This is a genomic window from Burkholderia catarinensis, from assembly GCF_001883705.2.
Taxonomy (GTDB): domain Bacteria; phylum Pseudomonadota; class Gammaproteobacteria; order Burkholderiales; family Burkholderiaceae; genus Burkholderia; species Burkholderia catarinensis.
Genome location: NZ_MDEQ02000001.1, coordinates 94,886 through 119,980, shown reverse-complemented (window position 1 = coordinate 119,980; position 25,095 = coordinate 94,886). Strand labels below are relative to the sequence as shown.

Sequence of the window (25,095 nt, the reverse complement as noted above, 5' to 3'; positions counted from 1 at the left end):
GAAGTCTCCTTGTCGAGCGACGCCGATTCGCCGGCGCCGGCGTGTCGTTTCCGACGGTCGAGCGGCTGATTCTGGCACGCTTCGCGCATGGCCGAAAGCAGCATTGCGCTGCTATGCTGGCCCTCTTTGCCGTCACCCGCGCCGCCGCCCATGATCGAGATCCGCGCCGCCCGTTATCCCGACGACGCCCGCGTCGTCGCGTTCAATCCCGTGCCGGGCACCGAATTTCTCGGGCGCGACCTGTAATCTCGCGCGATCGGTACACCTTTCCTGCTTTCGACCAGACACCCCGCCATGCGCGTTTTCCACCTGCCCATCCTGCTGCTCCCGCTGCTCGCCGCGCTCTCGTTCAACGCCCGCGCCGACCGCCTGCCGAAGTCGATCGCCGCGCAACTGCCGGCCGGCTACCAGCCGTTCGTCGCGCAGGAGGGGCCGGACCTCGGCAACGGGCGGCACAGCTTTCTCGTCGTCGTGCATCGCGAGGCCGATACGCGCGAGCAGCCGTCGCCGCGCCCGCTCCTCATCTACGAGGAACAGCCCGACCACACGTTCCGGCTCGCCGCGCGCAACGACCAGGTCGTCCTGCGCGCGAACGAAGGCGGCCAGTGCGATCCGTTCGATCCCGAAGACGCCGCCGACAGCGGCCTCTCGGTGAAAGGCCGCTATTTCACCGTGCAGAACTTCGTCGCGTGCGGGCAGCACTGGAGCGACTACGTGACGTTCCGCTACGACCCGCGTGCACACGGCTGGGTCTTTTCGAACCGGATCGTCACCGAATCGTTTCCGCTCGACGACCAACCCGACCACGTCACCGTCACGCGCGCCGATGCGCACCGGCCGGTGTCGTTCGATCAATGGAAGCGCAAGGACTGACGCGGCCGGCACGCACCGGCATGAGCCCGCCGCGCCTTTCCGGCGCTCGCGAGCGCACGCCAACAGGACTACCATAGGCGCTCGCCGTCGCGCGACCGTGCGCCGGCATCGCACGCGGCTCGCCCGCACGCCTTCCCTCGTTGCACCCGCACAGGAGGACGTCATGACGCAACACTTCGACGCGATCGTCATCGGCACGGGCCAAGCCGGGCCGCCACTCGCCGCGCGGCTGTCCGCCGCCGGCATGAAAGTCGCGATCATCGAGCGCGGCCGCTTCGGCGGCACCTGCGTGAACACCGGCTGCATCCCGACCAAGACGCTGATCGCCAGCGCGTACGCCGCGCAACTCGCGCGGCGCGCCGGCGAATACGGCGTGTCGGTCGGCGGCCCCGTCACCGTCGACATGAAAGCGGTGAAGGCGCGCAAGGACCAGATCTCCGGCCGCTCGAACCACGGCGTCGAGCAATGGGTGCGCGGGCTCGCGAACACGACCGTGTTTCAGGGTCACGCCCGATTCGAGCGCGCCGGCGCGGTGCGCGTGGGCGATGAACTGCTCGAAGCCGAACGCATCTTCATCAACGTCGGCGGACGCGCGCAGGTGCCGCCGATGCCGGGCCTCGACTCGGTGCCGTACCTGACCAACTCGACGATGATGGACGTCGACTTCCTGCCCGACCATCTCGTGATCGTCGGCGGCAGCTATGTCGGGCTCGAATTCGGCCAGATGTATCGCCGCTTCGGGTCGAAGGTCACGATCGTCGAGAAGGGCTCGCGCCTGATCCGCCGCGAGGACGACGACGTGTCGCAAGCCGTGCGCGACATCCTCGAAAACGAAGGGATCGACGTGCAGCTCGACGCGAACTGCCTGAACGCGCGGCGTGACGGCGACGGCGTCGTGGTCGGTCTCGACTGCGCGGGCGGCGGCCGCGAAGTCGCGGGCTCGCACCTGCTGCTCGCGGTCGGGCGCGTGCCGAACACCGACGATCTCGGGCTCGACCGCGCGGGCGTCGAAACCGACGCGCGCGGCTATATCGGCGTCGACGAGCAGTTGCGCACCAACGTGCCCGGCATCTGGGCGCTCGGCGACTGCAACGGGCGCGGCGCGTTCACGCACACCGCGTACAACGACTACGAGATCGTCGCGGCCAACCTGCTCGACGACGATCCGCGCAAGGTGTCCGACCGCATCACCGCGTACGCGATGTATATCGACCCGCCGCTCGGCCGCGTCGGCATGACGCTCGCGGAAGCGAAGCAGACGTGCCGCCGGCTGCTCGTCGGCACGCGCCCGATGACACGCGTCGGCCGCGCGGTGGAAAAAGGCGAGAGCCAGGGTTTCATGAAGGTGATCGTCGACGCGGACAGCCACGCGATCCTCGGCGCGTCAATCCTTGGCGTGACCGGCGACGAGGTCGTGCACGAGATGCTCGACGTGATGGCCGCCGGTGCGCCGTACACGACGATCAGCCGCGCGATGCACATCCACCCGACGGTGTCGGAGCTCGTGCCGACGCTGCTGCAGGATCTGCATCCGGTCGAATGATGCGCGGCGCTCGGCGCGCCGCGCCCGCTCGTCAGATTTCGAAATACCGCGGCCGGTCGATATCGGCCAGCAGCCGCGGCTGCGTCGGCGCCCAGTCGAGCGATGCACGCGTGCGCTCGCTGGTTGCCGGCGCATCCATCCCGGCAAACATCGCGAACCAGCCGAAGTGCTCGCCGGCTTCCGCCACCGATTTCGCGACGACCGGCACGTTCAGCCGGCGGCCGATCACCTCCGCGATCTCGCGGAACGGCACGCCCGTATCGTCGACCGCGTGATAGCACGCGCCGGCCGCGCCGCGTTCGATCGCGAGCCGGTACACGCGCGCCGCATCGAGCCGGTGCACGGCCGGCCAGCGGTTGGCGCCATCGCCGACAAACGCCGATGCGCCCTTCTCCCTCGCGAACGCAATCAGGCGCGGCACGAAACCGTGATCGCCGTCGCCGTGCACGGACGGCGGCAGGCGCACGACCGACGCATGCACGCCGCGGGCTTCCAGCGCGACCGCAGTCGCTTCGGACGCACGCGGATAGGCCGGCGACACCGGCACGTGCGGATCGTCTTCCGTCGCCGCGCGGCCGGGCGCGACGAGCGCGAGGCCCGACGTGACGACCAGCGGCCGCGCCGAGCCCGCGAGCACCGCGCCGATCGTCTCGATCGCGCGACGGTCGAGCTCGCAGTTCTGCGCGAAGCGCGAGAAGTCGTGATTGAATCCCGTATGGATCACCGCATCGGCGGCTTCGGCGCCGCGCGTCAGGCTGTCGAGATCCTCCAGCGACCCGCGATGGACATCGGCGCCTGCAGCGGCAACCGATGCGGCGGCTGCATCGGAACGCGCAAGACCTAGCACCGAGTGCCCGGCATTAACGAGTTCGGCAACCACGGCCGAGCCGACGAATCCCGACGCTCCCGTAACAAAGACACGCATGTTCAGCACCTCCGGATGGAATGGAGGCTTACTATCTGCCGATGGCCGCTCGCGGTGAAGTCGTGACGGTTTACCGGTAAACGAACCAACAGGATATGGCTGACGCCCCCGACAACCTGCTCGGCGCGTACCTGCGGGACCGCCGCGAGAAACTCGATCCGGCCGCGCTCGGGCTGCCGGCCACGCGCCGCCGCACGCCGGGCCTGCGGCGCGAGGAAGTCGCGCAGCGCGCGCACGTGAGCGCCGCGTGGTACACGTGGCTCGAACAGGGGCGCGGCGGCGCACCGTCGGCCGACGTGCTCGACCGGCTCGCGCGTGCGCTGATGCTGAACGAAGCCGAACGCGAGCACCTGTTCCTGATCGGCGTCGGCCATCCACCCGAGGTGCGCTATCACGCACCGGCCAACGTGACGCCGCGCCTGCAGCATGTGCTCGATTCGCTCGACGCGAGCCCCGCGATCGTGCGCACGGCGACGTGGGACGTCGTCGCGTGGAACGACGCGGCGGCCGCGACGCTGACCGACTATGCGACGCTGCCGCCGGCCGCGCGCAACATCCTGCGACTGATCTTCGTCGACGCGGGCGTGCGCGACGCGCAGCCGAACTGGGAACGCGTCGCGCGTTTCGCGGTGGGTGCGTTTCGCGCGGACGTCGCACGCGGCGGCGCGACGCAGGCCGTGCAGGCATTCGTCGACGAGATGCGCGCGACGAGCGCCGAATTCGACGCGATGTGGCGCGACCACGATATCCATGTGCATGACGAAGGCTCGAAGGAGATCCGCCATCCGCAAGCAGGCCGGATCGCGCTCGAATATTCGGCGTTCTCGGTGACCGGCCGCGCCGACCTGAGCCTCGTGATCTTCACGCCCGCGACGGCGGCCGACCGTGCGCGGATCCGGGCGCTCGTCGCGGCCCGCGAACAGGCCGGCGCGCAACAGGCGCCGGCTGCGTAACAGCGGGCGGCATCCGCAGAGCCGCCCGCCCTGGGCGCCCTGCCGGCCGCGAAAGACCCGGCGGTCCTGCGCCCCGGCGTCAATCCCGGCTACGCGCCGTTCGAATCGCTCACGCCCGACGGCACGCTCGTCGGCTTCGACATCGATCTCGGCAATGCGATCGGCGAACGGATGAAGGTGTGCTCCGTGTGGGTCGAGAACGCGTTCGACGGGACGATCCCCGCGCTGAAGGCGCGCAAGTTCGACGGCGTGCTGTCGTCGATGAGCGTGACCGAGAAGCGCCCCGCGCAGATCGCGTTCACGGACAAGTCAACAACGTGCCGCCGCGTCTCGTCGCGCGGCGCGGCTCGAACCTGCAGCCGACGCCCGAACGCTGCAGGGCAAGAGCGTCGGCGTCGCGCATGAATGCGCGACGTCCCTTCTTCGTTTATTGAAAAGTGCCGACTATGCTGCTCGTTGCAGCAGGTCCGTTGCGAAAGACTTCGCATGCGCGACGGCTTCTTGCGCATCGCCGAATACGCCGAGCTGATCCCAGTGCTCTTCGGCCGCGTACGTTCCCCTCACCGCGAGCGCGCGCTGAACGCACAACTGCGCCGCATATCTGCCGTCCTCCAATGGTCGAGCCGTCGCGACGACCTTGTGCGGCGGGCTGGCTCGCTCCGGCTGAACCAGTTCGGCAGGGCCGCCGGCCATGCCGATATCCATCAACTCGTTTCTAGCTTTGCAGTCCGGGCAGTAGAAGCACCACCCCGCATCCTCCTGACTGGGCCTGACTTGCCCGCGAGCCAGCACGGCACGACATTCAACGTTTTCGCAGATGAACGGCATGGCAGTCTCCGAAGTTGTTTGACGGAAATCCTAGCATGTCCGCCGGCGCTCAACCATCGGCATTGTTGCCGCGCCGGCGCTACGGCTCGCCGCGATCGTCAGGCGAACGCGAACGCCAACGCCTTTCGCTTTGCACCGTCGCGCCCGATCGCGGCCCGCCTTGCTGCCCGCGGCGCCCGTCTCATGCTCGGCGCGCGCTGCACCGAACGTCATGCCGCTCTCGCCGACGGCGTCGCTGAAAGTCGACGAGTGGGATCGCATGGTCGATGTCAAACATCAAAGGCGTGCTGTATGGCATCGCAGCCGCACTGCCGATGACGAATCGCCAGGGTTTCGGCCGGATAACACCTTCGCATGGCAAGCGACGACGGGGGGCGCAATACATTTGTCCGCGTTCTGCCATAAAACGACACTTAGATACAGTTGTCGCATGGCAGTTTGCAGATGTTTGCCGCAAATATGCGCGTGGTAGCTACGATGACGGTCGGAATGGACGTCCACCGCTTCATTGCGGGTGACTTGCCGGCGCTGTTCCGACTATCTGCCGTACGCGTAATCGCTGAGGGCGTAAACGACGTATTTCCCTCATTTCAGGCGAAATGACATTATTCGAGGGTTTCCGGTAAAATGCGCCTTTCTGGCGCTTTCAATTAACTGCTTCGTCATGCATAGAATTGGATTCTTCGTTTGCCGTGGCTTCGATGCGCTTGATCTCGGCGGGCCACTATCGGCTTTTAATCAGGTGGCCACGGCTGCCGGCCATACGCCCTATGATCTTCATGTGATCTCGCAATCCGGAGGCCCGATTCCCGGCAATACGGGCCTTTCGATCGAGACAAAGCCAATCGGAAAGCGCAAGTTTGACACCATCGTTTTCGTGGGCGGCGATATAGATCCGATGCAGACATCAGAAAATGTCGCCGCCGCCAGAAAATTGGCCGCCAGGGCTTCGCGGGTGGCAAGCGTGTGTACGGGAGCGTTTCTGCTTGCGGAAACCGGCTCGCTGGACGGTTTGAGAGCAGCGACGCACTGGCGATACGCTGCTCTATTGCAGTCGCGCTTCCCTCGCATCCGGGTCGACGGCGACAGTATCTATATCGTGGATGGCCGCATCTGGACGTCGGCGGGCATTGCCTCCGGAATCGACCTGGCGCTCGGCATGATTGAACGAGATATGGGCGCGGAGATTGCGCGCGCTGTCTCCAGGCTTTTGGTTGTTCCGTATCGTCGACCAGGCGGCCAGTCCCAATTCTCCGCCATGTCGCAGATGGAGCCGGAATCGGATCGCATCCGCATCGCCCTGAATTTTGCCAGGGAACATTTGGCTGAAGAATTACCTGTCGAACGGCTCGCCGATGCCGCAAGATTGAGTTTGCGACAGTTCGGACGAGCATTTCGCCGGGAAACCGGCGAAACGCCTGCCAAGGCGGTCGAGCGCTTGCGAGTCGAAGCCGCGAGGCTGCGCCTGCAGGGTGGTAGCGAACCGATCGAACAGATTGCCCTGGCGGTGGGATTCACCGATCCGGAACGGATGCGAAGGGCCTTCATCAAACTGCATGGGCACCCACCGCAAGCGATTCGGCGCGAGAGCAGATCGAACGGAGCGCGCTGATTGGCCGCCGGCCGATCAGCGCGCTGCGTGATCAACGTCCCTCTTGCGCGCTATTGGCGCGTCGGTACGTGACGCGCCATTTCGCCGGACGCTCAATGGCCGTCAGTCTTGACGGGAGCGTAATCGCTCCACATGTCGCGATGCAGCTTCCAGGTGCCGGCCTGCTTCAGAAAGACGAGAATCTGCTTGGCGCGGATTTGGAGCTTTCCGTCGTGGTCACGGACCTCCGCATCCGAAACCTCCGTCACGATCCGGTCATTACCGTAAAACTCGTCATTGCTGAATGATACGGTGCCAGGTTTCGATCCGGCATACCCTTTGGTGAAGTACTCGGCGATCGCACGGCTCCCCGTGACTTTGTCGCCTCCGGGCGGCAAGAGTGCGCCGTCGTCGGTATAGAGGCGACCTATCGCCTCATAGTCCCCTCGCGCAAAAGCATCCGCCCATCGCGCGTTTTCGGCCTTGATGGCCGCTTCGGGCGGACGTTGCGAACCACCGGCAGTAGCCGGTGCCGTGAATGCGAAAAAGGACACGCAGGCTGCGAGAGCAGCAGTACAAAGACGGATCTGTTGCATCAAGTAATTTCCGAACGGGATTGAATTGAAAGGGCGGCGCCAAATGGGCGGGCGGAGCAGGCAATGTCGGCCGCGGCCATCATCGAGCCAATCGGCGGCCATGCACACATTGCCGGCAGGCGTTTCAGCGAACGCCAGGGATTCGTGCGAGCCCCCTGGATGCGCCGGGTAGTTCCTTGTCGACCATCGCGATCACTTCCGGCCGTGCGTCCCTGGGATGACCGGAGCGGAACGGCGGAGCGGGATCATATTCGATCGCGAGTTGCGTGAATTCGGCGGCCTGTCGACCGCGCAGTTTCGCTGCCACGCGAAGTGCGAAGTCGATGCCCGCCGTCACGCCGCCGCCGCTCATGAAGCGGCTGTTGTCGTCTTCGACGAAGCGATCGGGAACGGGAATGGCGCCGTATTCGGACAGCTTGTTGATGAAGGCCCAATGACAGGCGCTGCGCTTGCCCTTGAGAATGCCCGTTGCGGCAAGCACGAGCGATCCGTTGCAAACCGACGTCACGTGTTTGGCGCTTTCTGCCAGACGCCGGATCTGCGCCTGATACGCCGGTCGCATCGGCGCGGTCAAATCGGACCCGCCGGGAACAAGGATCACGTCCGTCTTCTCGATATCGGCCAGTCGCTCGGTCTTGCCATACACGACGCCAAATTCGAGCGTCACGTTGCCTCCATTGAGGCTCGCGTAGCGAACGTTCGTATTGGGTAGCCGGTGGAAAATCTCGCTGGGGCCTGCGAAGTCGAGAAGCGTACCGCCATCGTAATTGACGATCAAAATATCGAGGGGGTCATTCGGGGCAAGAATACCCTCGCTGCCCGCCTGTGCAAGGACAGGAGCGGCATGCCCAAGCAATGCGCCACCACCCAGGACGGCGCCGAGGGTGGCGGCGCTTCCAAGCTTGAGAATATCGCGGCGCGAACGACCTGCTCCGCTGAGTTGCTTCGCGGAAGCATTGTTAGCATTACTGTCTTTCAAGATGATTTATCCTCGCACTTCGGCCCCTATGCGAGCGCAACCACGTTGGGCCGGGTTGAATAACCGCCATGACGAAGAGCGTGGCGGACGTGAGATCAGGATGTGGATAAGCCGGGACGACGGGCCGGGCTCCGGAATCGCGAGCCGCAGGCTTAAAGCTGCGAGGCGCCGCCATCGACGACCAGTTCGGTGCCGACGACGTAGGAAGATTCGTCGCTGGCGAGATAGAGTGCCGCGTAGGCAACGTCCTCGGCCCTGCCCATGTAGCCCACCGGAATCGCTTCGGCGAACTCGGCCTTGCGGTCTCGAACCCATTCGTCGGGCATGCCCCACTTGGTGATCAGTGGCGTGTTCATCGCACCGGGAGCGATCGCGTTAAAGCGGATTTTCCGGTCGAGAAACTCGTAGGACCAACTGCGGGAAAGCGATCGCACGGCGGCCTTCGCCGCTGCAGTCAACGAGATGCCATGCTTGCCGGTCTGCGCGACGAACGAAGTATTGAGAATGACTGACGAACCCTCTCGCAAGTCCGGCAGCACCGCTTGAAGCGTGAACACCACGCCCTTGACGTTGACGTCCATGATCTCGTTATAGAGTTCGTCGTCGATGTCGTTGACTGCGGACGGGAAAGCCCAGCCAGCGTTGGCGAACACGACATCCAGGCCGCCGAACTTCTCCTTTACCTCGGCGGCAATCGCTCGCATATCCTTGATCGAACGTACGTCGCCCTTGAGAACGACGGCATTCTCGCCAAGCTCGGCCTTCACCCGCTCAAACACGGCATCATCGCGGCCGGTAACCGCTACCCGGGCGCCTTCTGCAATGAACAGCTTCGCGGTTGCAAGACCGATGCCGCTGGTTCCGCCCGTGATCAACGCTGACTTGTTCTTGAGCCTCATCTTCCGTTCCTTTTCATGTCGTGAGGGATCAGGCCGAGAGTTCAAAACGCAATCGCGTTGGTGCGCTTTGTCCGGCTTGATCGTCCACGGAAGTATGGAACGCGAGGTGGATGGCGCAAAGGTCTTATAACCCTCAAAAAACGCCACTCGATCCAAACGGGCGCCGCACCGGGATACCTTCATTTCCGGTATGCCACTTGCGTTACGATGCACTTCATCCTCAACTCCGTAGAAGGCCATGAGAACTCGTGCCATCAAGGCGAGCGCCGTGCTCAATACTCTTTTCGCGATCGCGGATCCGGGTGTTGAACCGGGTGACTGGCCCACGCTCTATCGGTCGCGAAGGAAGTAAAGCAACGGTCACCTTCGATGACAGGCGTTGCCATGAGATCGTTGTTCCGACATCGAGCGTCGGCGAATGACGAGCCCCGCCAGTTGCAAATCGAATGGCGGGGAAATGAGCGGAGCCGGTGTGCCCCTGCAAGCAAGACGAAATCGCGCAGGTCCGCTGGACAACGCGCGCTTTGATCCGATGTGAATGGCTCGCGCAAGCCAAGCTGACGAAACGGCGACGCGCGATACGCCTATGCGGTTTTCCCTGACAGCCCGTGCATCGGCCGCCGCAGCGCGGCGTCGAACGGGTTGGTGCGCGGCCCGATCGCGTCGGCCTGGCGCCGCAGCAGCTCGACGACCATCGGCATCCGGTCGTCGCCGAGCCGCGACGCGAGCGTACCGACACTCAGCGCGCCGACCGGATAACCGGTGCGATCGAGGATCGGCACCGCGACGCCGGCCATCCCGTCGAGCACGCCGCTGTTGCGGCCCGCGTAGCCGAGCTGCCGCACGCGCTCGATCTCGGTGCGCAGGTACACCTCGTCGAGCACGCCGTAGCCGCGAATGCGCGGCACGTTGAAGCGGATCACTTCCTCGCGTTCGGCTTCGGGCAGGAACGCGAGGATCGCGAGGCTGCCCTGCCCGACGCCGAGCGCGATGCGCCCGCCGATGTCGCCGGTAAACGAGCGGATCGGAAACGGCCCTTCGCACAGATCGAGACACACCGCATCGAAGCCGCTCTTCACGAGCAGGAAGATGGTCTCGCCGAGGCTTGCGCACAGCCGCAGCAGCGCGGGGCGGCACAGCGTGCGCATGCTGCTCGGGTTGCCGGCCTGCGCGGCGAGCGCGAAGAAGTCGACGCTCAGCCGGTACAGCTTCGACTGCTCGTCCTGTTCGACCATCCCTTCGGCGATCAGCGATTGCAGGATCCGGTGCGCGGTGCCCTGCGTGAGGCCCACGGCCTTCGCGAGATGCGTGACGCGCACGCCGTCCTGCTGCATGCCGGCCAGCGCGCGCAGGATCGCGAACGCGCGCTGCAGCATGCCGGCGCCCGGCGCGCCGGCCGGATCGGCGGCGTCCTCGGTCGGGCCAGGCGCGCGTGCGGCCGGCGACGTTCCGGTCGAATGGGGTTCCTGCATGCCGGCTCTCCTCGATGATTTCATTGAACGGAATACGAGAGCCGCCATTGTCGTCCGGCCGAAATTCCTCGGGCATCCGGGTGTACACGGGATTGACGCGCGCGTTTCGCGGCCCGGCCGCCGTTCATCCACCGGAACGATTCCCATGTGATTCGACGATCCATTCCGGTCACCGGAATTTTTCCGAAATTCATCCCGTTCAGCAGAATTCGAAATTGACGCTCCGAAATATGGCTGGCTAGAGTCCGCGTCATTGGTGCACCGGCTACGCGGTGTGCGAACCCGGAGCTCCCCATGTCGTTTCTCACGCTTACGGATCTGACGAAAACCTTCGGCGAGCTCACCGCCGTCGCCGACGTCAACCTGTCGGTCGAACAAGGCGAATTCGTGTCGCTGCTCGGGCCGTCGGGCTGCGGCAAGACCACGACGCTGCAGATGATCGCCGGCTTCGTCGACGTCACGCGCGGCCGCATCGCGCTCGACGGGCAGGACATCACGCACCTGAAGCCGAACCGCCGCGGGCTCGGCATCGTGTTCCAGAGCTATGCGCTGTTTCCGCACATGAGCGTCGCGGAGAACGTCGGCTTCGGCCTCGACATGCGCGGCGTCGACAAGGCCGAGCGCGCCGAGCGGATCCGCGCGGCGCTCGCGCTCGTGCGCCTCGATGCGCTCGCGCACCGCTTCCCGCGCGAGCTGTCGGGCGGCCAGCGGCAGCGCGTCGCGATCGCGCGTGCGGTCGTGATCGAGCCGCCGGTGCTGCTGCTCGACGAACCGATGTCGAATCTCGACGCGAAGCTGCGCGAGGACATGCAGTTCGAGTTGCGCGCGATCCAGCGCAAGATCGGCACGACGACGATCATGGTCACGCACGATCAATCGGAAGCGCTGTCGATCAGCGACCGCGTGGTCGTGATGGAAGCCGGCCGCATCACGCAGACCGATACCCCGTACCGCGCATACGAGCGCCCGGAGAACCGCTTCGTGTCGCAATTCATCGGCAAGGCGAACCTGCTGCCCGGCACGATCGTCGCGCACGACGGCGACGCGATCCGCATCGACCTCGGGCACGACCTCGCCGAGACGGGCCGCACCGCGCACCTGCCGCCGCGCGAGCGCGACGTGCGCGTCGGCGATGCGGTGTCGGTCTGCATCCGTCCCGAGAAGCTGCGGCTGTGCGCGCCCGATGCGGGCCGCTTCGCCGCAACCGTCACGAGCCGCTTCTTTCTCGGCAGCCAGTGGCTGTACCGCGTCGACAGCGCGCTCGGCGACGTGCTCGTGTGCTGCCAGAACGAAGGCACGGAGCCGCTCGAGGAAGGCGCGCCGGTCGGCGTCGACTGGCACAGCGACGCGGTGCGCGTGATGCGCCGGGAGGCTTGAATGGGACAGCCTACCCGTCCGCTCTCGACCGACGGCGTGCCGGCCGGGCTCACGCAAGCGGCCGCACCCCCCGCCGATGCCATACCACCCCGCGCCGCCGCCGGGCACACGACGCGCGCGTCATGGCGCGCCCATGCACCGCTGTGGCTGATGTGCGCACCCGCGTTCGCGTTGTTCGCCGCGCTCGTGCTCGTGCCGCTCGCGATGACGCTGATGCTGACGTTCTACCGCTTCGACCCGGCCACCGGCCCGATCGCCGCGTTCCAGTTCGGCAACTACGCGGAAGTGCTCGGGTCGTCGTACTTTCACACGATCTTCATCCGCACGTTCGGGATCGCCGCGCTGACGACCGCGATCTGCGTCGCGATCGGCACGCCGGAAGCATACGTGCTGTCGAAAATGCGCGACCCGTGGCGCTCGCTGTTCCTGCTCGCGATCCTCGCGCCGCTGCTCGTGTCGGTCGTCGTGCGCGCGTTCGGCTGGAGCATGCTGCTGAACACGAGCGGGCTCGTGAACCAGGCGCTCGGGCTCGTCGGCCTCGGGCCGTACAAGCTCGAATACACGACCTTCGCGATCGTGATCGCGCTGGTGCACGTGATGCTGCCGTTCATGGTGATTCCCGTGTGGACCGCGCTGCAACGGCTCGATCCCCAGACCGAATACGCGGCACTGTCGCTCGGCGCGTCGCCGTTCACGACGCTGCGCCGCATCGTGCTGCCGCAACTGATGCCGGGCGTGCTGTCGGGCAGCCTGATGGTGTTCGGGTTGTCGGCGAGCGCGTTCGCGATTCCCGGCCTGCTCGGCGGACGCCGGCTGAAGGTCGCGGCCACGGCCGTCTACGACGAATTCCTCGGGTCGCTGAACTGGCCGCTCGGCGCGACGATCGCGGTGCTGCTGCTGGTCGCGAACCTCGTCGTGATGCTCACCTACTACCGCGTGCTCGAACGCCGCTACGCGCGCAGCCTCGGAGGCGCATCCCGATGAGAAAGAACGGCCCCTTCGCCCTCGCGTTCCATACGCTCGTGATCCTGTTCGTGCTCGCACCGCTCGCGATCGTCGTGCTCGTCGCGTTCACGCCCGACGAAACGCTGACGCTGCCGGCCCACGGGCTGTCGCTGCGCTGGTTCCGCGCAATCCTCGACTATCCCGACTTCGTCACCGCGTTCTTCAACAGCGTGAAGCTCGCGTTCGCGTCGGCGACACTGTCGCTCGCGATCGCGCTGCCGGCGGGCCTGGCCATCGGCCGCGCGGCGTTTCCCGGCCGCGCGTTCCTGAACGGCCTGCTGCTGTCGCCGCTCGTGATCCCCGGCCTCGTGCTCGGCATCGCGCTGCTGCGTTTCTTCGCGCTGATCGGCGCGACCGGCTCGTTCGCGTGGCTCGTGCTCGCGCACATGATCGTCATCACGCCGTTCGTGATGCGGCTCGTGCTCGCGTCCGTCACGGGTCTCGATCGCAGCATCGAGCAGGCCGCGTGCTCGCTCGGCGCGGACCCGTGGACGACCTTCCGCCGCATCACGCTGCCGATGATCGTGCCCGGCATCACCGGCGGCTGGCTGCTCGCGTTCATCAACAGCTTCGACGAGCTGACGATGTCGATCTTCGTCACGTCGCCGCAGACGGTCACGCTGCCCGTGCGCATGTACATGTACGCGACCGAATCGATCGACCCAATGATGGCGTCGGTGTCGGCACTCGTCATCTTCATCACCGCCGGCGCGATGCTGCTGCTCGATCGCGTGTACGGCCTGAACCGCATCCTGATCGGCCAACACTGACGATGACTTCCGTTTCCCGTTCCACCGACATCGCCGACGACGGCGCACAATTCGTGCGTATCGCCGAATGCGAGCGCGCCGCCGTCGCGTTCACGCTCGACGGCCGCCCCGCGCATGCGCTCGCCGGCGACACCGTGCTCACCGCGATCCTCGTCGCGCAGCGCCGCGTGCGCGTCAGCGAATTCAGCGGCCAGCCGCGCGCGGGCTTTTGCCTGATCGGCGCGTGCCAGGACTGCTGGGTGCGCACCGAAGCCGGCGCGCGCGTGCGCGCATGTTCGACGCCGATCTCCGAAGGCATGCGGATTCTCACGGCCGCCCGGCCGGCCGCGACCGGAGACGCATCGTGAACGCCGCACTGCAACCGGTGATCGTCGGCGCGGGGCCGGCCGGCGTGCGGGCGGCCGAGGCGCTGGTCGACGCGGGGCTGCGCCCCGTCGTGATCGACGAGAACGCGCGCTGGGGCGGGCAGATCTACCGGCAACCACCGGCCGGCGGCACGTTCGCGCGCGGCAAGCGCACGCTGTACGGCTTCGACGCCGCGAAAGCCGACGCCGTGCACCGGACCATGGCCGCGCTGCTGCCGCACGTCGACTACCGCCCGGACACGCTCGCATGGGCGTGCGGCGCGGGCCGCGTCGATACGCTGCAGGACGGCCGCGAAATCACCGTGCCGTACTCGCACCTGATCGTCGCGAGCGGCGCGACCGACCGCATGCTGCCGGTACCGGGCTGGACGCTCGCGGGCGTCTATACGCTCGGCGGCGCGCAGGTCGCGCTGAAGGCGCAGGGCTGCGCGATCGGCCGGCGCATCGTGTTCGCGGGCACGGGCCCGCTGCTTTATCTCGTCGCGTACCAGTACGCAAAGGCCGGCGCGCAGGTCGCGGCCGTGCTCGACACGAGCCCGCTGCGCCGCCAGGCCGCCGCCGCGCCCGCGCTGCTGCACATGCCGTCGACCTTCGCGAAAGGGCTCTATTACATCGGCTGGCTGCGCGCGCATGGCGTGACGATCGAAACGGGCGTCACGCTCGAACGCGTGCTCGGCGACCGGCATGTGACGGGGCTCGCCTGGCGCGCGGCCGGCGGCGATACGCCGCCGCGCCTGCTCGACTGCGATGCGCTCGGCCTCGGCTTCGGCCTGCGTTCGGAAACGCAGCTCGCCGATCTCGCCGGCTGCCGGTTCGGGTTCGATCCGGTCAATCGCGCGTGGCTGCCCGAGCGCGACGCGGCCGGCCGCACGTCGGTGCGCGGCCTTTACGTCGCGGGCGACGGCGCGGGCATCGCGGGCGCGGACGCGGCCGAAGCGGCGGGCCGGCGCGCGGCGCTCGCGTTGCTCGACGACGCGGGGGTCGTGTCGCCCTCCCCGTCGCCGGCCGGCAAACCCGATGCGGCCGCGCTGGAACGCACGCTCGCGCGCATCGGCGCATTCCGCGCGGGCCTCGAAGCGGCGTTCGCGCCGCCGGTCGAGCAGGCCGCGCGCTGCCCCGACGACACGGTCGTATGCCGCTGCGAAGAGATCGACGCGGGCACGCTGCGGCGCTGCATCCGCGGCGGCGCGGCGACCGAACTGAACCGGCTGAAGGCGTTGACGCGCGTCGGGATGGGCCGCTGCCAGGGCCGCATGTGCGGCGACGCGGCCGCGCTCGTGCTGGCCGCCGAAACCGGCCGCCCGCTCGCCGATGTCGGCCGGTTGCGCGCGCAACCGCCGGTGAAGCCGTTCCCGATCTCGGCCGCGCTCGCGGGCGACGACGTCGCGGCCATTCCCGACGAGGCGCGCGATGAGTGAAATCCGGCACTACGACGTCGCGATCGTCGGCGGCGGGCTCGTCGGCTCTTCGGCCGCGCTCGCGCTGACGCGTCGCGGCCTGCGCGTCGGGCTGTTCGAGCGGCGCGACTGCGGCGCGCAGGCGAGCGGTGTGAACTACGGCGGCGTGCGCTGCCAGGGCCGCCCGGCCGAGCAATTGCCGCTCGCGCTGCGCGCGCGGCGCATCTGGGATCGCTTGCCCGAGCTGATCGGCATCGACGGCGAATTCGTCATGTCGGGCCACTTGCGGCTCGCGCGCAGCGACGCCGATCTCGACGCGCTCGACGCGTACGCCGCGCTCGCCGGCGAGCACGGCCTGCCGCTGCGGGTGATGCGCGGCGATGCGTTCCGCCGCCGCTATCCGTGGCTCGGCCGCGCGGCGCTCGGCGGCTCGCTGTGCGAGACCGACGGCCATGCGAACCCGCGCGTCGTGTCGCCCGCGTTCGCGCGCGCGGCCCGCACGGCGGGCGCGGACGTGTTCGAGCACACGCCCGTCGACGACGTTCGCCACGACGGCGCGCGCTTCCACTTCCAGGCGGGCGGCCATGCGCACACCGCGACGTGGCTGATCAATTCGGCCGGCGCATGGGCCAATACGATCGCCGAACGCTTCGGCGAAGCCGTGCCGATGGAGCCGATCTACCCGAACATGTGGGTGACCGAACCGCTGCCGCCATTCATTACGCACAACCTCGGCGTGTACGGCGGCGGCGTCTATGCGCGGCAGGTCGCGCGCGGCAACTGCGTGATCGGCGGCGGGCGTGGCCGTGGCGACGGCGAATTCGGCCAGCCGTCGGTCGATACGACACGCGCGGTGATGCGCGACGCGTGCGCGCTACTGCCCGCATTGCGCGACGCGCTGCTGATCCGCACGTGGAGCGGCGTCGAAGGCTGCACGCCCGACCACAACCCGATCATCGGCGCGAGCCGCACGACGCCGAACCTGCTGCATGCGTTCGGTTTTTCCGGCGGCGGCTTCCTGCTCGCGCCGGGCGTCGGCGACGTGCTCGCCGATCTCGTCACGACCGGCGAAACCGCCACGCCACTCGATGCATTCTCGATCGGCCGATTCGCACCGCAAATCGCGCCGACCGCCCCTTTCCGTCAAGAGGAGACCCACAAGTGAAACTGCTCGGAACGATCGCGGCAGCCGCCGCCCTCAGCATCGCAGGCGCCGGCCTGCCCGCGTTCGCGCAAACGAAGACGATCTACGTCGGCATGAACGGCGGGCCGATGGAAAAGGCCTATACGAGCCAAGTGCTGCCCGACTTCGAGAAAGCGAACAACGTGAAGGTGGTCGTCGTGCCCGGCACGTCGTCGGACGTGCTCGCGAAGCTGCTCGCGAACCGTAACAAGCCGCAGATCCACGTCGCGTTCCTCGACGACGGCGTGATGGCGCGTGCGGTCAGCCTCGGCGTGTGCCAGAAGCTCGACGATTCGCCGGTGCTGAAAGAGCTGTACCCGTTCGCGCGGATGAAGGACGACGCCGGCGCGGGCGTGCAGCTCGGGATGACCGGCATCGCGTACAACAAGAAGCTGTTCACCGAGAAGGGCTGGGCGCCGCCGACGTCGTGGATGGATTTCGCCGATCCGAAATACAAGGGCAAGGTCGTGTTCCAGTCCGCGTCGAGCAGCACGTTCGGGCTGCACGGCTTCCTCGCGATCAACCGGCTGCTCGGCGGCAGCGAGCAGAACGTCGAGCCCGGCTTCAGCAAGTGGGCGAGCACGGTCGGGCCGAACGTCGTCGAGTACATTCCGAACTCGGCGAAGATCTCCGAGATGGTACAGACCGGCGAGGCCGGCCTGTTCCCGCTCACGCCGACCGGCGTCGGCGACCTGCAGGACAAGGGCATTCCGGTCGCGTATGCGAACCCGAAGGAAGGCCCGGTGCTGCTGCTCGTCGACCTGTGCGTGGTCGCGAACAATCCCGACCCACAGCTGGCGCAGAAGCTCGCGCAATTCCTGCTGTCCGCGCCGGCGCAAACGAAGGCGGCCGAGGCCGGCAAGCAGATTCCGACCAACCGTCTCGCGAAAATGCCTGCCGCGATGCAGCAGAGCCTCGGCAATATCGATGATCTGGTGCACAAGGTGACCGTGGTCGACTGGACCGCGATCAACGCGCGCCGCGCGCAGTGGGATACGCGCTGGAACCGGCAGATCGAGCGGTAACGGCGCGCGGGGCGCGCGGGCACGGCCGCGCGCTGCACGACCATCATCAGCGGGAGTGATGACACTCCCCTTTTTCTGCGGATTTGACCGGGGGCACGGTGCCGACAACACTGACCCGCAGTGCTGCAAAGACGGCACGCGCCCGCCTCCCCTTCAGAGTCCGCCATGTACCCGACCGACACCGTGCAATCCCCGAGCGCCGCCCGGCCGCTCGCCGACCGGCAGCTGCGCCGGATCGTCATCGCCTCCGTCGCCGGCAATGCGATGGAATGGTATGACTTTTTCGTGTACGGCACGGCCGCTGCGCTCGTGTTCGGCCACGTGTTCTTCCCGCCCGGCGCATCGCCGCTCGCGGGCAGCCTCGCGGCGTTCGCGGCGTTCGCGCTCGGCTTCGTCGCGCGCCCGCTCGGCGGGATCGTGTTCGGCCATGTCGGCGATCGTTACGGGCGCAAGGCGTCGCTCGTGTGGACGCTGCTGATCATGGGCGCGTCGACCTTCGCGATCGGCCTGCTGCCGACCTATGCGCAGGTCGGCCTGTGGGCGCCGGCCGCGCTCGTCGTGCTGCGCCTGCTGCAAGGAGTCGCGTCCGGCGGCGAGTGGGGCGGCGGCGTGCTGATGATCAGCGAGAACGCGCCGCCGGAACAGCGCGGCTATTACGCGGCGTGGAGCCAGCTCGGCGTGGGCGGCGGCTTCGTGCTGTCGTCGGCCGCGTTTCTCGCCGTGCAGGCGCTGCCGGACGACGCATTCCGCACGTGGGGCTGGCGGCTGCCGTTCCTCGCGAGCATCGCCATCTTCGCGATCGGCATCTATATCCGCCGCCATCTGCCGGAAAGCCGCGACTTCCAGCAGGCCGGCAATCGCGGCGCACACACGCATTTGCCGATCGTCGAATGCATCCGCCGCCACCCGAAGGAAATCCTGCTCGCGATGGGGCTGCGCGTGGCCGAGAACGGCGGTGCGTACATCTTCCTCGCGTTCTCGCTCGTCTACGGCAAGTATGTCGGCATCCCGAACGGCGTGATGCTGACCGGCGTGATGATCGCGATGATCGTCGAGATGGGCGCGATGCTCGCGTGGGGCCGGCTGTCCGACCGGATCGGCCGCAAGCCCGTGTACCTGATCGGCGCGCTGAGCCTCGTCGCCTGCGCGTTCCCGTTCTTCTGGCTGCTCGACACGCGCGCGACGCCGCTCGTGTGGCTCGCGCTCACGGTCGGCACGGCGGTGAGCCACGGTGCGATGATCGGCACGCTGCCCGCGCTGGTCGGCGAACTGTTCAGCACCGAGGTGCGCTATTCGGGCGTCGCGCTCGGCCATGAGGTCGCGTCGATCTTCGCGGGCGGGATGTCGCCGCTGATCGCGACCGCGCTGCTCGCGCACTATCACGCGTCGTGGCCCGTGTCGCTGTTCCTCGTCGCGCTCGGCCTCGTCACCGTCGCGACGCTGTGCGTGATGCGCGAGACGCGTGTTGCGCACGGCGACGCGACATGACAGTGCCCCCGCGGCATGCTCCCGCGCGGCCCGGAACGGCCGGCGACTCGAGGTGCGGCGCGCCGCGCGGCCCGTTCGCGTTCGCGTTCACAGCAACGCGTGCGCACGATGCCTCGACGCAACCTCTACCCGCCGGCCGTCCGCCGCGCGCCGTCGAACACCGGCGCAAGCCCGAGGTGCTCGAGCAAGCGCGCGAATTCGCCGAGCCGCTGCCGCATGTATGCAGGCACGTCGACCTCCGCATAGTCGTGGAAGCCGGCGCCCGTACGCACGCCGTCACGCCCGGTCTCCATGTTGCGCACGACACTCGCGGCCGGTGCGAAGCGCGGGCCGATCTCGCCGGCCAGGTACTTCGACGCGTAGTACAGGATGTCGCAGCCGCCCCAGTCGATGAATTCGAGCAGCCCGAGCACCGCGAAGCGCGGGCCGAAGCCGGTGCGGATCGCCGTGTCGATATCCTCGGCACTCGCGACACCTTCCTCGACCATCCGCGCGGCCTCGTTCATCGCGAGCGCCTGGATGCGCGGCACGATATAGCCGGGCGCCGGCCCGCAGATCACCGGCTTCTTGCCGACGCGCGCGAGCAACGCGGCGAGCGCATCGACCACCGGCTGATCCGTCGCGTCGCTGCGGCTGATCTCGACGAGCGGCATCAGCAGCGCGGGATTCAGCCAGTGTGCGTTCAGCATCCGCTCCGGGTGCGCGACATGGCACTGCAATTCGGTGACGACGAACGTCGACGTCGTCGACGCGATCGTTGCGCGCGCATCGACATGCTCGCCGAGCCAGCGCAACGCGTCGGCCTTCGCATCGAGCACTTCGGGCAGCGCCTCGAACACGATGCCGGCACGCCGCACCGCATCCGCCGCGCCGTCCCGCGCGACCAGCGCGATGCGCGCGACGACAGCGTCGGCCTGCGCGGCATCGATACGACCGAGCGCGACCTGTGCGTGCAGCGGCCACGCGATCTCGTCGCGCGTGCGCTCGTCGAAGGCGCGCCAGCCGGCCGCATCGCGCGGCTTGAAGTCGATCAGCGTCACGTCGAGCCCCGCGAACGCGAACACGAGCGCGATGCCCTGCCCCATGCGTCCCGCGCCGAGCACATGCACGCGCGTCACATCGGCGGCCGCGCTCATGCTGCACCCCCTGCGTCGAGCAGCACGCGCATCGCGTCGCGTGACAGCGCCGCCAGCCCGAGCCGCTCCAGCGTGCGCCCTTGCGCGTATAGATCGCGCTCTGAGACCGCACTCGCGATGCTCAGCAGCCCCTGCGCAACCGGAGTCGGCACGCCGGCCCAGCGCCCGCACGACACGATGAGCGACAGCCCGAGCCGGGTGTCCTCGAGCATGTAGCGATGCGTGCGCAGATCGATCTTCTCGCGCCAGTCGCCGCTATCGGTCAGCTTGCCGTGCGCGCCGCGCCCGTACATCCATTCGTCGCCTTCGGCAACGTAGTGATCCGCGAGCGGGAAATGCGGCGCGCGATAGCCGAGCGCTTCGCGCACCGCGATGCGCTCGGCGTCGAGCGCGTTCGTCACGCGGCGGATCGCCGGCTGCGTGCCTTCGTTGTGGATGTCCCACGCATCGAAGTGTTCGAGCGGCCCGGCGTTCATCAGGATCAGCGGCGGATGGATCACGGGCCCCGCGTTCATCAATGCGCCGGACAACGCGTCCTCGACCGGCTCGATCGACGGATAGCCCGCGCGCAGCACATCGAACGCCCAGCCGGCTGCGTTCGCAGGAAACACGCCGGTCGGCAAACGCGTCGCGTATGCGCTGATCACGACCTCGTTGTCGCCATGCTTGCGCACCAGGTACGGCAGCGTGCCCGTTTCGGCGAACGCGACGCGCGAACCGTTGCCGGCGTCGGCCGCCGCGCGCGCGAACACGAAACTGCCGAACGTGCCGGGCGGCAGGAACACGACCTGGCCGTCCTCGAGCAGCGGCGCGACCTGCGCGGCGAGCGCGTCGTGCGAGGTGGCCGGCAGCGGCACCACGACGAGCCGCGCGCCGCGCAGCGCGGCCGCGAGGTCGTCGGTCAGGCGGATCGCGCCAGGTGCGTCGCCGAGCGGCACCGTCCGCTTGCCGCGATAGTCGGTCACGTTCAGCACGCCGAGCTCGCGCAGCCGCGCGTGCGGCTCGCGATCGCGCCGCCACCACGTTACGTCATGCCCTTTCTCGAGCAGGTCGATCGCCGCCGCATGGCAGCCGTGGCCGCCGCCCAGAACACATGCCTTCATCGTTTTCTCCCGGTGATTGAGTGTTTCCGAGACTACGCGGCCGCCCCCGCCGCGTCGCTTCAAAACGCGCAACGGCGCGCCCGTTCGCGCAACGCAATCGCGGCGACGCGCATGAACCCGCGCCAACGCATCCGATACGAGGCTCACGAATGGATATCGCCCTTTCCCGCCACGCGCCGAACCGGCTCGGCACGCTGCACGCGCCCGACGAGGTCGAACGCGCGGTCGCGCACCGGCTAGGCCCGCACCGGATGGCCGCGCACGGCCGCGATCCGTTTCGCGCGGAGCTGTACGAAGTGCCGCTGCATCACGGCGCGCTACTCGAACTCTGCTACGGCCGCGAAACGCGCATCGACTTCGGCGGCGACGCCGGTCACTTCCTGTTCAGGCTGACGCTCGCCGGTGCATGCGAGCTGCAGGCCGGGGCCGTCGTCGCACGCGCCGGCCCCGGCGAGCTGACCGTGTCGTCGCCCGCGCTCGCCAGCCGCCTGAGCACCAGCCCCGATTGCCGCAACCTCGTGTTGCGGCTGGAACGCGGCGCGCTCGAACGCAAGCTGCAGGACATGCTGCAGGCGACGCTCACGCGGCCGCTGCAGTTCGAACTCGCGGCCGGCGGCACCGGCACGGGCGCCGCGCTCGTGCTGCCGACCTTCGAATACCTGTGCCGGCTCGGCGCGCAGCCGGGCATCGGCTCGGCCGCGACGGCAACGGCGTTCGGCGCCGACCTCACCGCGTGGCTGATGTCGCTGCTGCTCACGCACCTGCCGCATTCGTACAGCGACGCGCTGGCGCGCGGCACGCCGCCGCTGCCGGCGCACGTGCGCCGCGCGTGCGATCACGTCGACGCGCACCTCGGCGAACCGCTCGCGCTCGCCGCGCTGGCGGCCGTCGCGGGTGTCGCGCCGCGCACGCTGCAACACGCGTTCCGGGCGTTCCTGCACACCACGCCGGCCGCCTACGTGCGCGAACGCCGGCTCGCCGCCGTACACGCGGCGCTGCAACGCGGCGACGTGCGCAGCGTGACCGACGTGCTGATCGCGCACGGCATCCACGGCTTCGGCCATTTCGCGAAGGCCTATGCGCGGCGTTACGGCCACGCGCCTTCCGTCACCGCGAGGCAACCCCGATGACGCACTCCGCAACCGGCCGCCCGGCGGCCCCGGCCCGCGCCGAACCTGCACCGCACGACGGCGACTCGCCCGACGGCCTGCGCGTGCAGGATCTCGATCTCAACTTGCTGAAGACGTTTCGCGCGGTCTACGAGGAGCGGCACGTCGGCCGGGCGGCGCTGCGGCTCGGCGTCACGCAGCCGTCCGTCAGCTACGCGCTCGGCCGGCTGCGGCTGATGTTCCGCGACGCGCTGTTCGTGCGCACCGGCACGGGTGTCGAGCCGACGCCGCGCGCGCAACGGCTCGCGCTATCGGTCGACAAGGCGCTCGCGATCCTGCAGGACGTGCTCGACGAAGGTTCGCGCTTCACGCCCGACAGCACGCAGCGCGTGTTCCGCCTGCACATGAGCGATTTCGCGGCGAGCGCGTTCCTGCCGACGCTGCTCGCGGCATTCGACCGACGCGCGCCGGGCGCCGTGATCGAGACGCTGCACGTGGACGAATGCCAGCTCAACGTCGCGCTCGAATCGGGGCGCATCGACTTCGCACTCGGGCATTTCGCCGACGCGTCGAGCCACTTCCAGCGCGCAGCGCTCCTGCACGAGCGCTGCGTGCTGCTGATGCCGCGCCGCACCGCGCAGCGCGTCGCATTGCCCGACGATTTCGTGCTCGACGGAACCGCGCCCGATGCGCTGCGCTTCGTCGCGGTCACGTCGCATCCGCAGTCGATGCAATTGCTCGAACGGCACGGGCTGATGCCGCGCGTGCGCGCGGCGCTGCCCGATTTCATGGTGGTGCCCGCGCTGCTGCAGGACGGCGACTACGCGCTGATCCTGCCGGAGACGGTCGCGATCACGTTCGCGGCGCGGCAGCCTTGCGTGCTGTACGAGATCGCAGGCGCCGGCGAATGGGCCGTCAACGCGTACTGGCACCGGCGCTTCGACGCGGACCCCGGCCATCGCTGGCTGCGTGCGCTGCTGCTCGAATTGTTCAATATCGGCCAGCAGGCGCCGTTCGACGCATGGCTCGCGCCGCAGCCGCCGGCGTGCGCATAGCGTGCAAGCAGCCACGGGCGCGGCACGATCAGAACGACGTGAGGATGCCCGCGACGATCGAGCTGGCGGTCGCGCCCGGCTTCGCGACCGCGACACCGCCGCCCGCCGCGCCGTTGACGACGAAGCGCGCATGCGCGCCGTTGCGCACCATCGCGGCGCCCGTGTACAGCACCGTGCGCTTCGACAGCGGATAGTCGAAGCGGATGCCGTACGAATCGGCGTTGCCTTCGCTGTCGGCCACCTTCCGGTAATGGCCGACGCTCAGCAGCAGCGACGCGCGCCCGATCGGCACCGTCGCGCTGAGCTCCATGATGTCGCTGTGCGGATACGCGCTCTGGCTGTCGATCGCGGTCGCGACGTCGGGGCCGCCGCGATGCCGCATATACAGCGCGGCCACCTTTACGACGTTGAAATCGTACGAAATCGCGCCGAGCGTGTAGTTGCCGTTCGCGGCCGGGCTCGTGTCGCCGAGTGCGGACGCGGCAACCGGGCTGAACTTCTGTTGCATATAGTCGACGTCGACCGACAGGCCACCGCGCGCGTAGTTGAGGCCCGCGCCATACGTATCGCCCAGCGTCGCCGGCTGCCCAGCCGCGCCGTTGGTGCCGCGCGCGGCCATCGCGCGCAGCATCAAGCCCGCGTAGCGCGGCGACGTGTAGCGCATCGAGTTGCGCACGCGCAGGAACGCGGGCCCGACGAAGTTGTTCGTCGCGTTGCCCCATGCGAGCCCCGCGCCGAGGCCCGGCAGGCTGTACGTGACGAGCGTCGTATGCAGGATCGTGTAGAGCTCGCCGAACTGCACGCCGCCGAACGGCCCCGTGATGCCGACCCACGCTTCGCGGCCGAACAGCGCGGTGCCGTTCGACAGCGCACCGCTCCCCGCGTTGAAGCCGTCCTCGAGCTTGAAGATCGTCGCGTAGCCGCCGCCGAGATCCTCGGCGCCCTTCAGCCCCCACTGCGATGCGAACAGGTTGCCGCTGCCCATGCGCGTCACGTGGTTCGGCCCGGCGTTCGTGTATTCGATCGCGGTATCGACGCGGCCGTAGAGCGTCACGCTCGATTGCGCGGCGGCCGGCAGCGCCGCGCAGGCGAGGAGCGCGGCAAGCAGTGTGGCAAGCGGTACGGCAAGCCGGTCGGCCCGCCTGTTCGGATGGTTCATGTTCGTCGTCCCGTGGAAGTGCCGGCGCCTGTCGGCATCGCGCCGCTTGATGTGAAGCGCGTTCGCCTTCGCGGGCGAACGCTGCCGATCAAAAACGGGCCGAGTCTAGGAACGACAATTTCGGACGTCGACGCAATGGGCTCTATAACGCTTATAGATGCGCCGCATGATGCGCGCGTGCCCCGCCGCACGCGCGCTGCGCGGCGGCCCGCGCACACGGCCTCGGTGTTTTCTTTATCCGGGTCGGTAAAGGCCCGTGTGGCG

General features: G+C 68.1%; 24 protein-coding genes and 1 pseudogene. 16 read left to right on the top strand and 9 right to left on the bottom strand.

All coding sequences use genetic code 11. From position 1 onward, the window contains the following. The first annotated feature begins 87 nt into the window (after positions 1-87). The 3 genes from BFF94_RS00550 (at position 88) to BFF94_RS00540 (ending at position 2,416) form a co-directional block, all read left to right on the top strand. Positions 88-246 carry a hypothetical protein gene (locus tag BFF94_RS00550; protein WP_219138830.1) on the top strand — a complete coding sequence of 53 codons (159 nt, stop codon included), beginning with the start codon at positions 88-90 and terminating at the stop codon, positions 244-246. Between the two features lie 48 nt (positions 247-294). Then, positions 295-873 (top strand): hypothetical protein, encoded by a 579-nt coding sequence (locus tag BFF94_RS00545; protein ID WP_128846928.1) that lies wholly within the window; start codon positions 295-297, stop codon positions 871-873. A 163-nt stretch (positions 874-1,036) separates the two neighbouring features. Next, on the top strand, positions 1,037-2,416 hold the full coding sequence (locus tag BFF94_RS00540) for an FAD-containing oxidoreductase (protein ID WP_128846925.1): 1,380 nt from the start codon (positions 1,037-1,039) through the stop codon (positions 2,414-2,416). Between the two features lie 31 nt (positions 2,417-2,447). Here BFF94_RS00540 and BFF94_RS00535 read toward each other — a convergent pair whose 3' ends face one another. Next, entirely contained in the window at positions 2,448-3,341 is an 894-nt protein-coding gene (locus BFF94_RS00535; protein WP_219138829.1) for an SDR family oxidoreductase, read from the bottom strand. Positions 3,342-3,436: 95 nt separating this feature from the next. Between BFF94_RS00535 and BFF94_RS00530 the strand changes: the two genes are divergently transcribed. Together BFF94_RS00530 and BFF94_RS00525 are read left to right on the top strand one after the other, a co-directional pair. Then, entirely contained in the window at positions 3,437-4,294 is an 858-nt protein-coding gene (locus BFF94_RS00530) for a helix-turn-helix transcriptional regulator (protein WP_219138828.1), read from the top strand. A 30-nt stretch (positions 4,295-4,324) separates the two neighbouring features. Further along, positions 4,325-4,691: pseudogene (locus tag BFF94_RS00525) on the top strand (transporter substrate-binding domain-containing protein); the annotation flags it as partial. Positions 4,692-4,738: 47 nt separating this feature from the next. Here BFF94_RS00525 and BFF94_RS00520 read toward each other — a convergent pair. Next, positions 4,739-5,122, bottom strand: coding sequence for a hypothetical protein (locus BFF94_RS00520; RefSeq protein WP_128845035.1), 384 nt, complete (start codon positions 5,120-5,122; stop codon positions 4,739-4,741). 664 nt (positions 5,123-5,786) lie between these two features. Between BFF94_RS00520 and BFF94_RS00515 the strand changes: the two genes are divergently transcribed. Then, positions 5,787-6,734, top strand: a complete 948-nt coding sequence (locus tag BFF94_RS00515) for a GlxA family transcriptional regulator (RefSeq protein ID WP_128845037.1) — start codon at positions 5,787-5,789, stop codon at positions 6,732-6,734. Between the two features lie 92 nt (positions 6,735-6,826). On the opposite strand, the gene BFF94_RS00510 is transcribed toward BFF94_RS00515, so the two are convergent. The 4 genes from BFF94_RS00510 to BFF94_RS00495 all read right to left on the bottom strand — a co-directional run bounded on the left by BFF94_RS00510 (position 6,827) and on the right by BFF94_RS00495 (position 10,659). After that, positions 6,827-7,309 carry a YybH family protein gene (locus BFF94_RS00510; protein WP_128845039.1) on the bottom strand — a complete coding sequence of 161 codons (483 nt, stop codon included), beginning with the start codon at positions 7,307-7,309 and terminating at the stop codon, positions 6,827-6,829. A gap of 124 nt (positions 7,310-7,433) precedes the next feature. Beyond that, positions 7,434-8,288, bottom strand: a complete 855-nt coding sequence (locus BFF94_RS00505; RefSeq protein WP_128845041.1) for a DJ-1/PfpI family protein — start codon at positions 8,286-8,288, stop codon at positions 7,434-7,436. A gap of 152 nt (positions 8,289-8,440) precedes the next feature. Then, positions 8,441-9,187, bottom strand: a complete 747-nt coding sequence (locus BFF94_RS00500) for an SDR family oxidoreductase (protein WP_128845043.1) — start codon at positions 9,185-9,187, stop codon at positions 8,441-8,443. Positions 9,188-9,771: 584 nt separating this feature from the next. Continuing rightward, positions 9,772-10,659, bottom strand: a complete 888-nt coding sequence (locus BFF94_RS00495; RefSeq protein WP_219138827.1) for an IclR family transcriptional regulator — start codon at positions 10,657-10,659, stop codon at positions 9,772-9,774. Positions 10,660-10,953: 294 nt separating this feature from the next. On the opposite strand from BFF94_RS00495, the gene BFF94_RS00490 reads away from it, so the two are divergent. The 8 genes from BFF94_RS00490 (at position 10,954) to BFF94_RS00455 (ending at position 19,269) form a co-directional block, all read left to right on the top strand. Continuing rightward, positions 10,954-12,036, top strand: coding sequence for an ABC transporter ATP-binding protein (locus tag BFF94_RS00490; RefSeq protein WP_219138826.1), 1,083 nt, complete (start codon positions 10,954-10,956; stop codon positions 12,034-12,036). Beyond that, positions 12,037-13,020 (top strand): ABC transporter permease, encoded by a 984-nt coding sequence (locus tag BFF94_RS00485; RefSeq protein ID WP_128847198.1) that lies wholly within the window; start codon positions 12,037-12,039, stop codon positions 13,018-13,020. It begins immediately after the preceding gene. Next, complete coding sequence (locus BFF94_RS00480; RefSeq protein ID WP_219138825.1) at positions 13,017-13,811, top strand: ABC transporter permease; 795 nt, start codon at positions 13,017-13,019, stop codon at positions 13,809-13,811. Before BFF94_RS00485 ends, BFF94_RS00480 begins: the two co-directional genes overlap by 4 nt. Before the next feature lie 2 nt (positions 13,812-13,813). After that, on the top strand, positions 13,814-14,158 hold the full coding sequence (locus tag BFF94_RS00475) for a (2Fe-2S)-binding protein (protein WP_128847200.1): 345 nt from the start codon (positions 13,814-13,816) through the stop codon (positions 14,156-14,158). After that, a complete protein-coding gene (locus BFF94_RS00470; RefSeq protein ID WP_219138824.1) occupies positions 14,155-15,594 on the top strand; it encodes an FAD/NAD(P)-dependent oxidoreductase in 1,440 nt (479 codons plus the stop codon). Before BFF94_RS00475 ends, BFF94_RS00470 begins: the two co-directional genes overlap by 4 nt. Then, positions 15,587-16,738, top strand: coding sequence for an NAD(P)/FAD-dependent oxidoreductase (locus BFF94_RS00465; RefSeq protein ID WP_219138823.1), 1,152 nt, complete (start codon positions 15,587-15,589; stop codon positions 16,736-16,738). The genes BFF94_RS00470 and BFF94_RS00465 overlap by 8 nt, the downstream gene beginning before the upstream one ends. Beyond that, positions 16,735-17,781, top strand: coding sequence for an ABC transporter substrate-binding protein (locus BFF94_RS00460; RefSeq protein ID WP_128845906.1), 1,047 nt, complete (start codon positions 16,735-16,737; stop codon positions 17,779-17,781). The genes BFF94_RS00465 and BFF94_RS00460 overlap by 4 nt, the downstream gene beginning before the upstream one ends. Before the next feature lie 165 nt (positions 17,782-17,946). Beyond that, on the top strand, positions 17,947-19,269 hold the full coding sequence (locus BFF94_RS00455) for an MFS transporter (protein ID WP_128845909.1): 1,323 nt from the start codon (positions 17,947-17,949) through the stop codon (positions 19,267-19,269). A 125-nt stretch (positions 19,270-19,394) separates the two neighbouring features. On the opposite strand, the gene BFF94_RS00450 is transcribed toward BFF94_RS00455, so the two are convergent. Beyond that, positions 19,395-20,405, bottom strand: a complete 1,011-nt coding sequence (locus tag BFF94_RS00450) for a 3-hydroxybutyryl-CoA dehydrogenase (protein ID WP_128845912.1) — start codon at positions 20,403-20,405, stop codon at positions 19,395-19,397. After that, a complete protein-coding gene (locus BFF94_RS00445; protein WP_219138822.1) occupies positions 20,402-21,508 on the bottom strand; it encodes an NAD/NADP-dependent octopine/nopaline dehydrogenase family protein in 1,107 nt (368 codons plus the stop codon). The genes BFF94_RS00450 and BFF94_RS00445 overlap by 4 nt, the downstream gene beginning before the upstream one ends. Positions 21,509-21,657: 149 nt before the next feature. Between BFF94_RS00445 and BFF94_RS00440 the strand changes: the two genes are divergently transcribed. Together BFF94_RS00440 and BFF94_RS00435 are read left to right on the top strand one after the other, a co-directional pair. Next, on the top strand, positions 21,658-22,638 hold the full coding sequence (locus BFF94_RS00440; RefSeq protein WP_219138821.1) for an AraC family transcriptional regulator: 981 nt from the start codon (positions 21,658-21,660) through the stop codon (positions 22,636-22,638). After that, positions 22,635-23,672, top strand: a complete 1,038-nt coding sequence (locus BFF94_RS00435) for a LysR family transcriptional regulator (protein ID WP_128841842.1) — start codon at positions 22,635-22,637, stop codon at positions 23,670-23,672. The genes BFF94_RS00440 and BFF94_RS00435 overlap by 4 nt, the downstream gene beginning before the upstream one ends. 28 nt (positions 23,673-23,700) lie before the next feature. On the opposite strand, the gene BFF94_RS00430 is transcribed toward BFF94_RS00435, so the two are convergent. Next, positions 23,701-24,831, bottom strand: a complete 1,131-nt coding sequence (locus BFF94_RS00430) for a porin (RefSeq protein ID WP_219138820.1) — start codon at positions 24,829-24,831, stop codon at positions 23,701-23,703. Positions 24,832-25,095 lie beyond the last annotated feature (264 nt).

What these genes read in the sequence shown, in the direction of transcription:
- BFF94_RS00550 (WP_219138830.1), top strand. Translation starts at nt 88, where the DNA reads ATGGCCGAAAGCAGCATTGCGCTGCTATGCTGGCCCTCTTTGCCGTCA.
- BFF94_RS00545 (WP_128846928.1), top strand. Translation starts at nt 295, where the DNA reads ATGCGCGTTTTCCACCTGCCCATCCTGCTGCTCCCGCTGCTCGCCGCG.
- BFF94_RS00540 (WP_128846925.1), top strand. Translation starts at nt 1,037, where the DNA reads ATGACGCAACACTTCGACGCGATCGTCATCGGCACGGGCCAAGCCGGG.
- BFF94_RS00535 (WP_219138829.1), bottom strand. Translation starts at nt 3,341, where the DNA reads ATGCGTGTCTTTGTTACGGGAGCGTCGGGATTCGTCGGCTCGGCCGTG.
- BFF94_RS00530 (WP_219138828.1), top strand. Translation starts at nt 3,437, where the DNA reads ATGGCTGACGCCCCCGACAACCTGCTCGGCGCGTACCTGCGGGACCGC.
- BFF94_RS00520 (WP_128845035.1), bottom strand. Translation starts at nt 5,122, where the DNA reads ATGCCGTTCATCTGCGAAAACGTTGAATGTCGTGCCGTGCTGGCTCGC.
- BFF94_RS00515 (WP_128845037.1), top strand. Translation starts at nt 5,787, where the DNA reads ATGCATAGAATTGGATTCTTCGTTTGCCGTGGCTTCGATGCGCTTGAT.
- BFF94_RS00510 (WP_128845039.1), bottom strand. Translation starts at nt 7,309, where the DNA reads ATGCAACAGATCCGTCTTTGTACTGCTGCTCTCGCAGCCTGCGTGTCC.
- BFF94_RS00500 (WP_128845043.1), bottom strand. Translation starts at nt 9,187, where the DNA reads ATGAGGCTCAAGAACAAGTCAGCGTTGATCACGGGCGGAACCAGCGGC.
- BFF94_RS00495 (WP_219138827.1), bottom strand. Translation starts at nt 10,659, where the DNA reads ATGCAGGAACCCCATTCGACCGGAACGTCGCCGGCCGCACGCGCGCCT.
- BFF94_RS00490 (WP_219138826.1), top strand. Translation starts at nt 10,954, where the DNA reads ATGTCGTTTCTCACGCTTACGGATCTGACGAAAACCTTCGGCGAGCTC.
- BFF94_RS00485 (WP_128847198.1), top strand. Translation starts at nt 12,037, where the DNA reads ATGGGACAGCCTACCCGTCCGCTCTCGACCGACGGCGTGCCGGCCGGG.
- BFF94_RS00480 (WP_219138825.1), top strand. Translation starts at nt 13,017, where the DNA reads ATGAGAAAGAACGGCCCCTTCGCCCTCGCGTTCCATACGCTCGTGATC.
- BFF94_RS00475 (WP_128847200.1), top strand. Translation starts at nt 13,814, where the DNA reads ATGACTTCCGTTTCCCGTTCCACCGACATCGCCGACGACGGCGCACAA.
- BFF94_RS00465 (WP_219138823.1), top strand. Translation starts at nt 15,587, where the DNA reads ATGAGTGAAATCCGGCACTACGACGTCGCGATCGTCGGCGGCGGGCTC.
- BFF94_RS00455 (WP_128845909.1), top strand. Translation starts at nt 17,947, where the DNA reads ATGTACCCGACCGACACCGTGCAATCCCCGAGCGCCGCCCGGCCGCTC.
- BFF94_RS00450 (WP_128845912.1), bottom strand. Translation starts at nt 20,405, where the DNA reads ATGAGCGCGGCCGCCGATGTGACGCGCGTGCATGTGCTCGGCGCGGGA.
- BFF94_RS00445 (WP_219138822.1), bottom strand. Translation starts at nt 21,508, where the DNA reads ATGAAGGCATGTGTTCTGGGCGGCGGCCACGGCTGCCATGCGGCGGCG.
- BFF94_RS00440 (WP_219138821.1), top strand. Translation starts at nt 21,658, where the DNA reads ATGGATATCGCCCTTTCCCGCCACGCGCCGAACCGGCTCGGCACGCTG.
- BFF94_RS00435 (WP_128841842.1), top strand. Translation starts at nt 22,635, where the DNA reads ATGACGCACTCCGCAACCGGCCGCCCGGCGGCCCCGGCCCGCGCCGAA.
- BFF94_RS00430 (WP_219138820.1), bottom strand. Translation starts at nt 24,831, where the DNA reads ATGAACCATCCGAACAGGCGGGCCGACCGGCTTGCCGTACCGCTTGCC.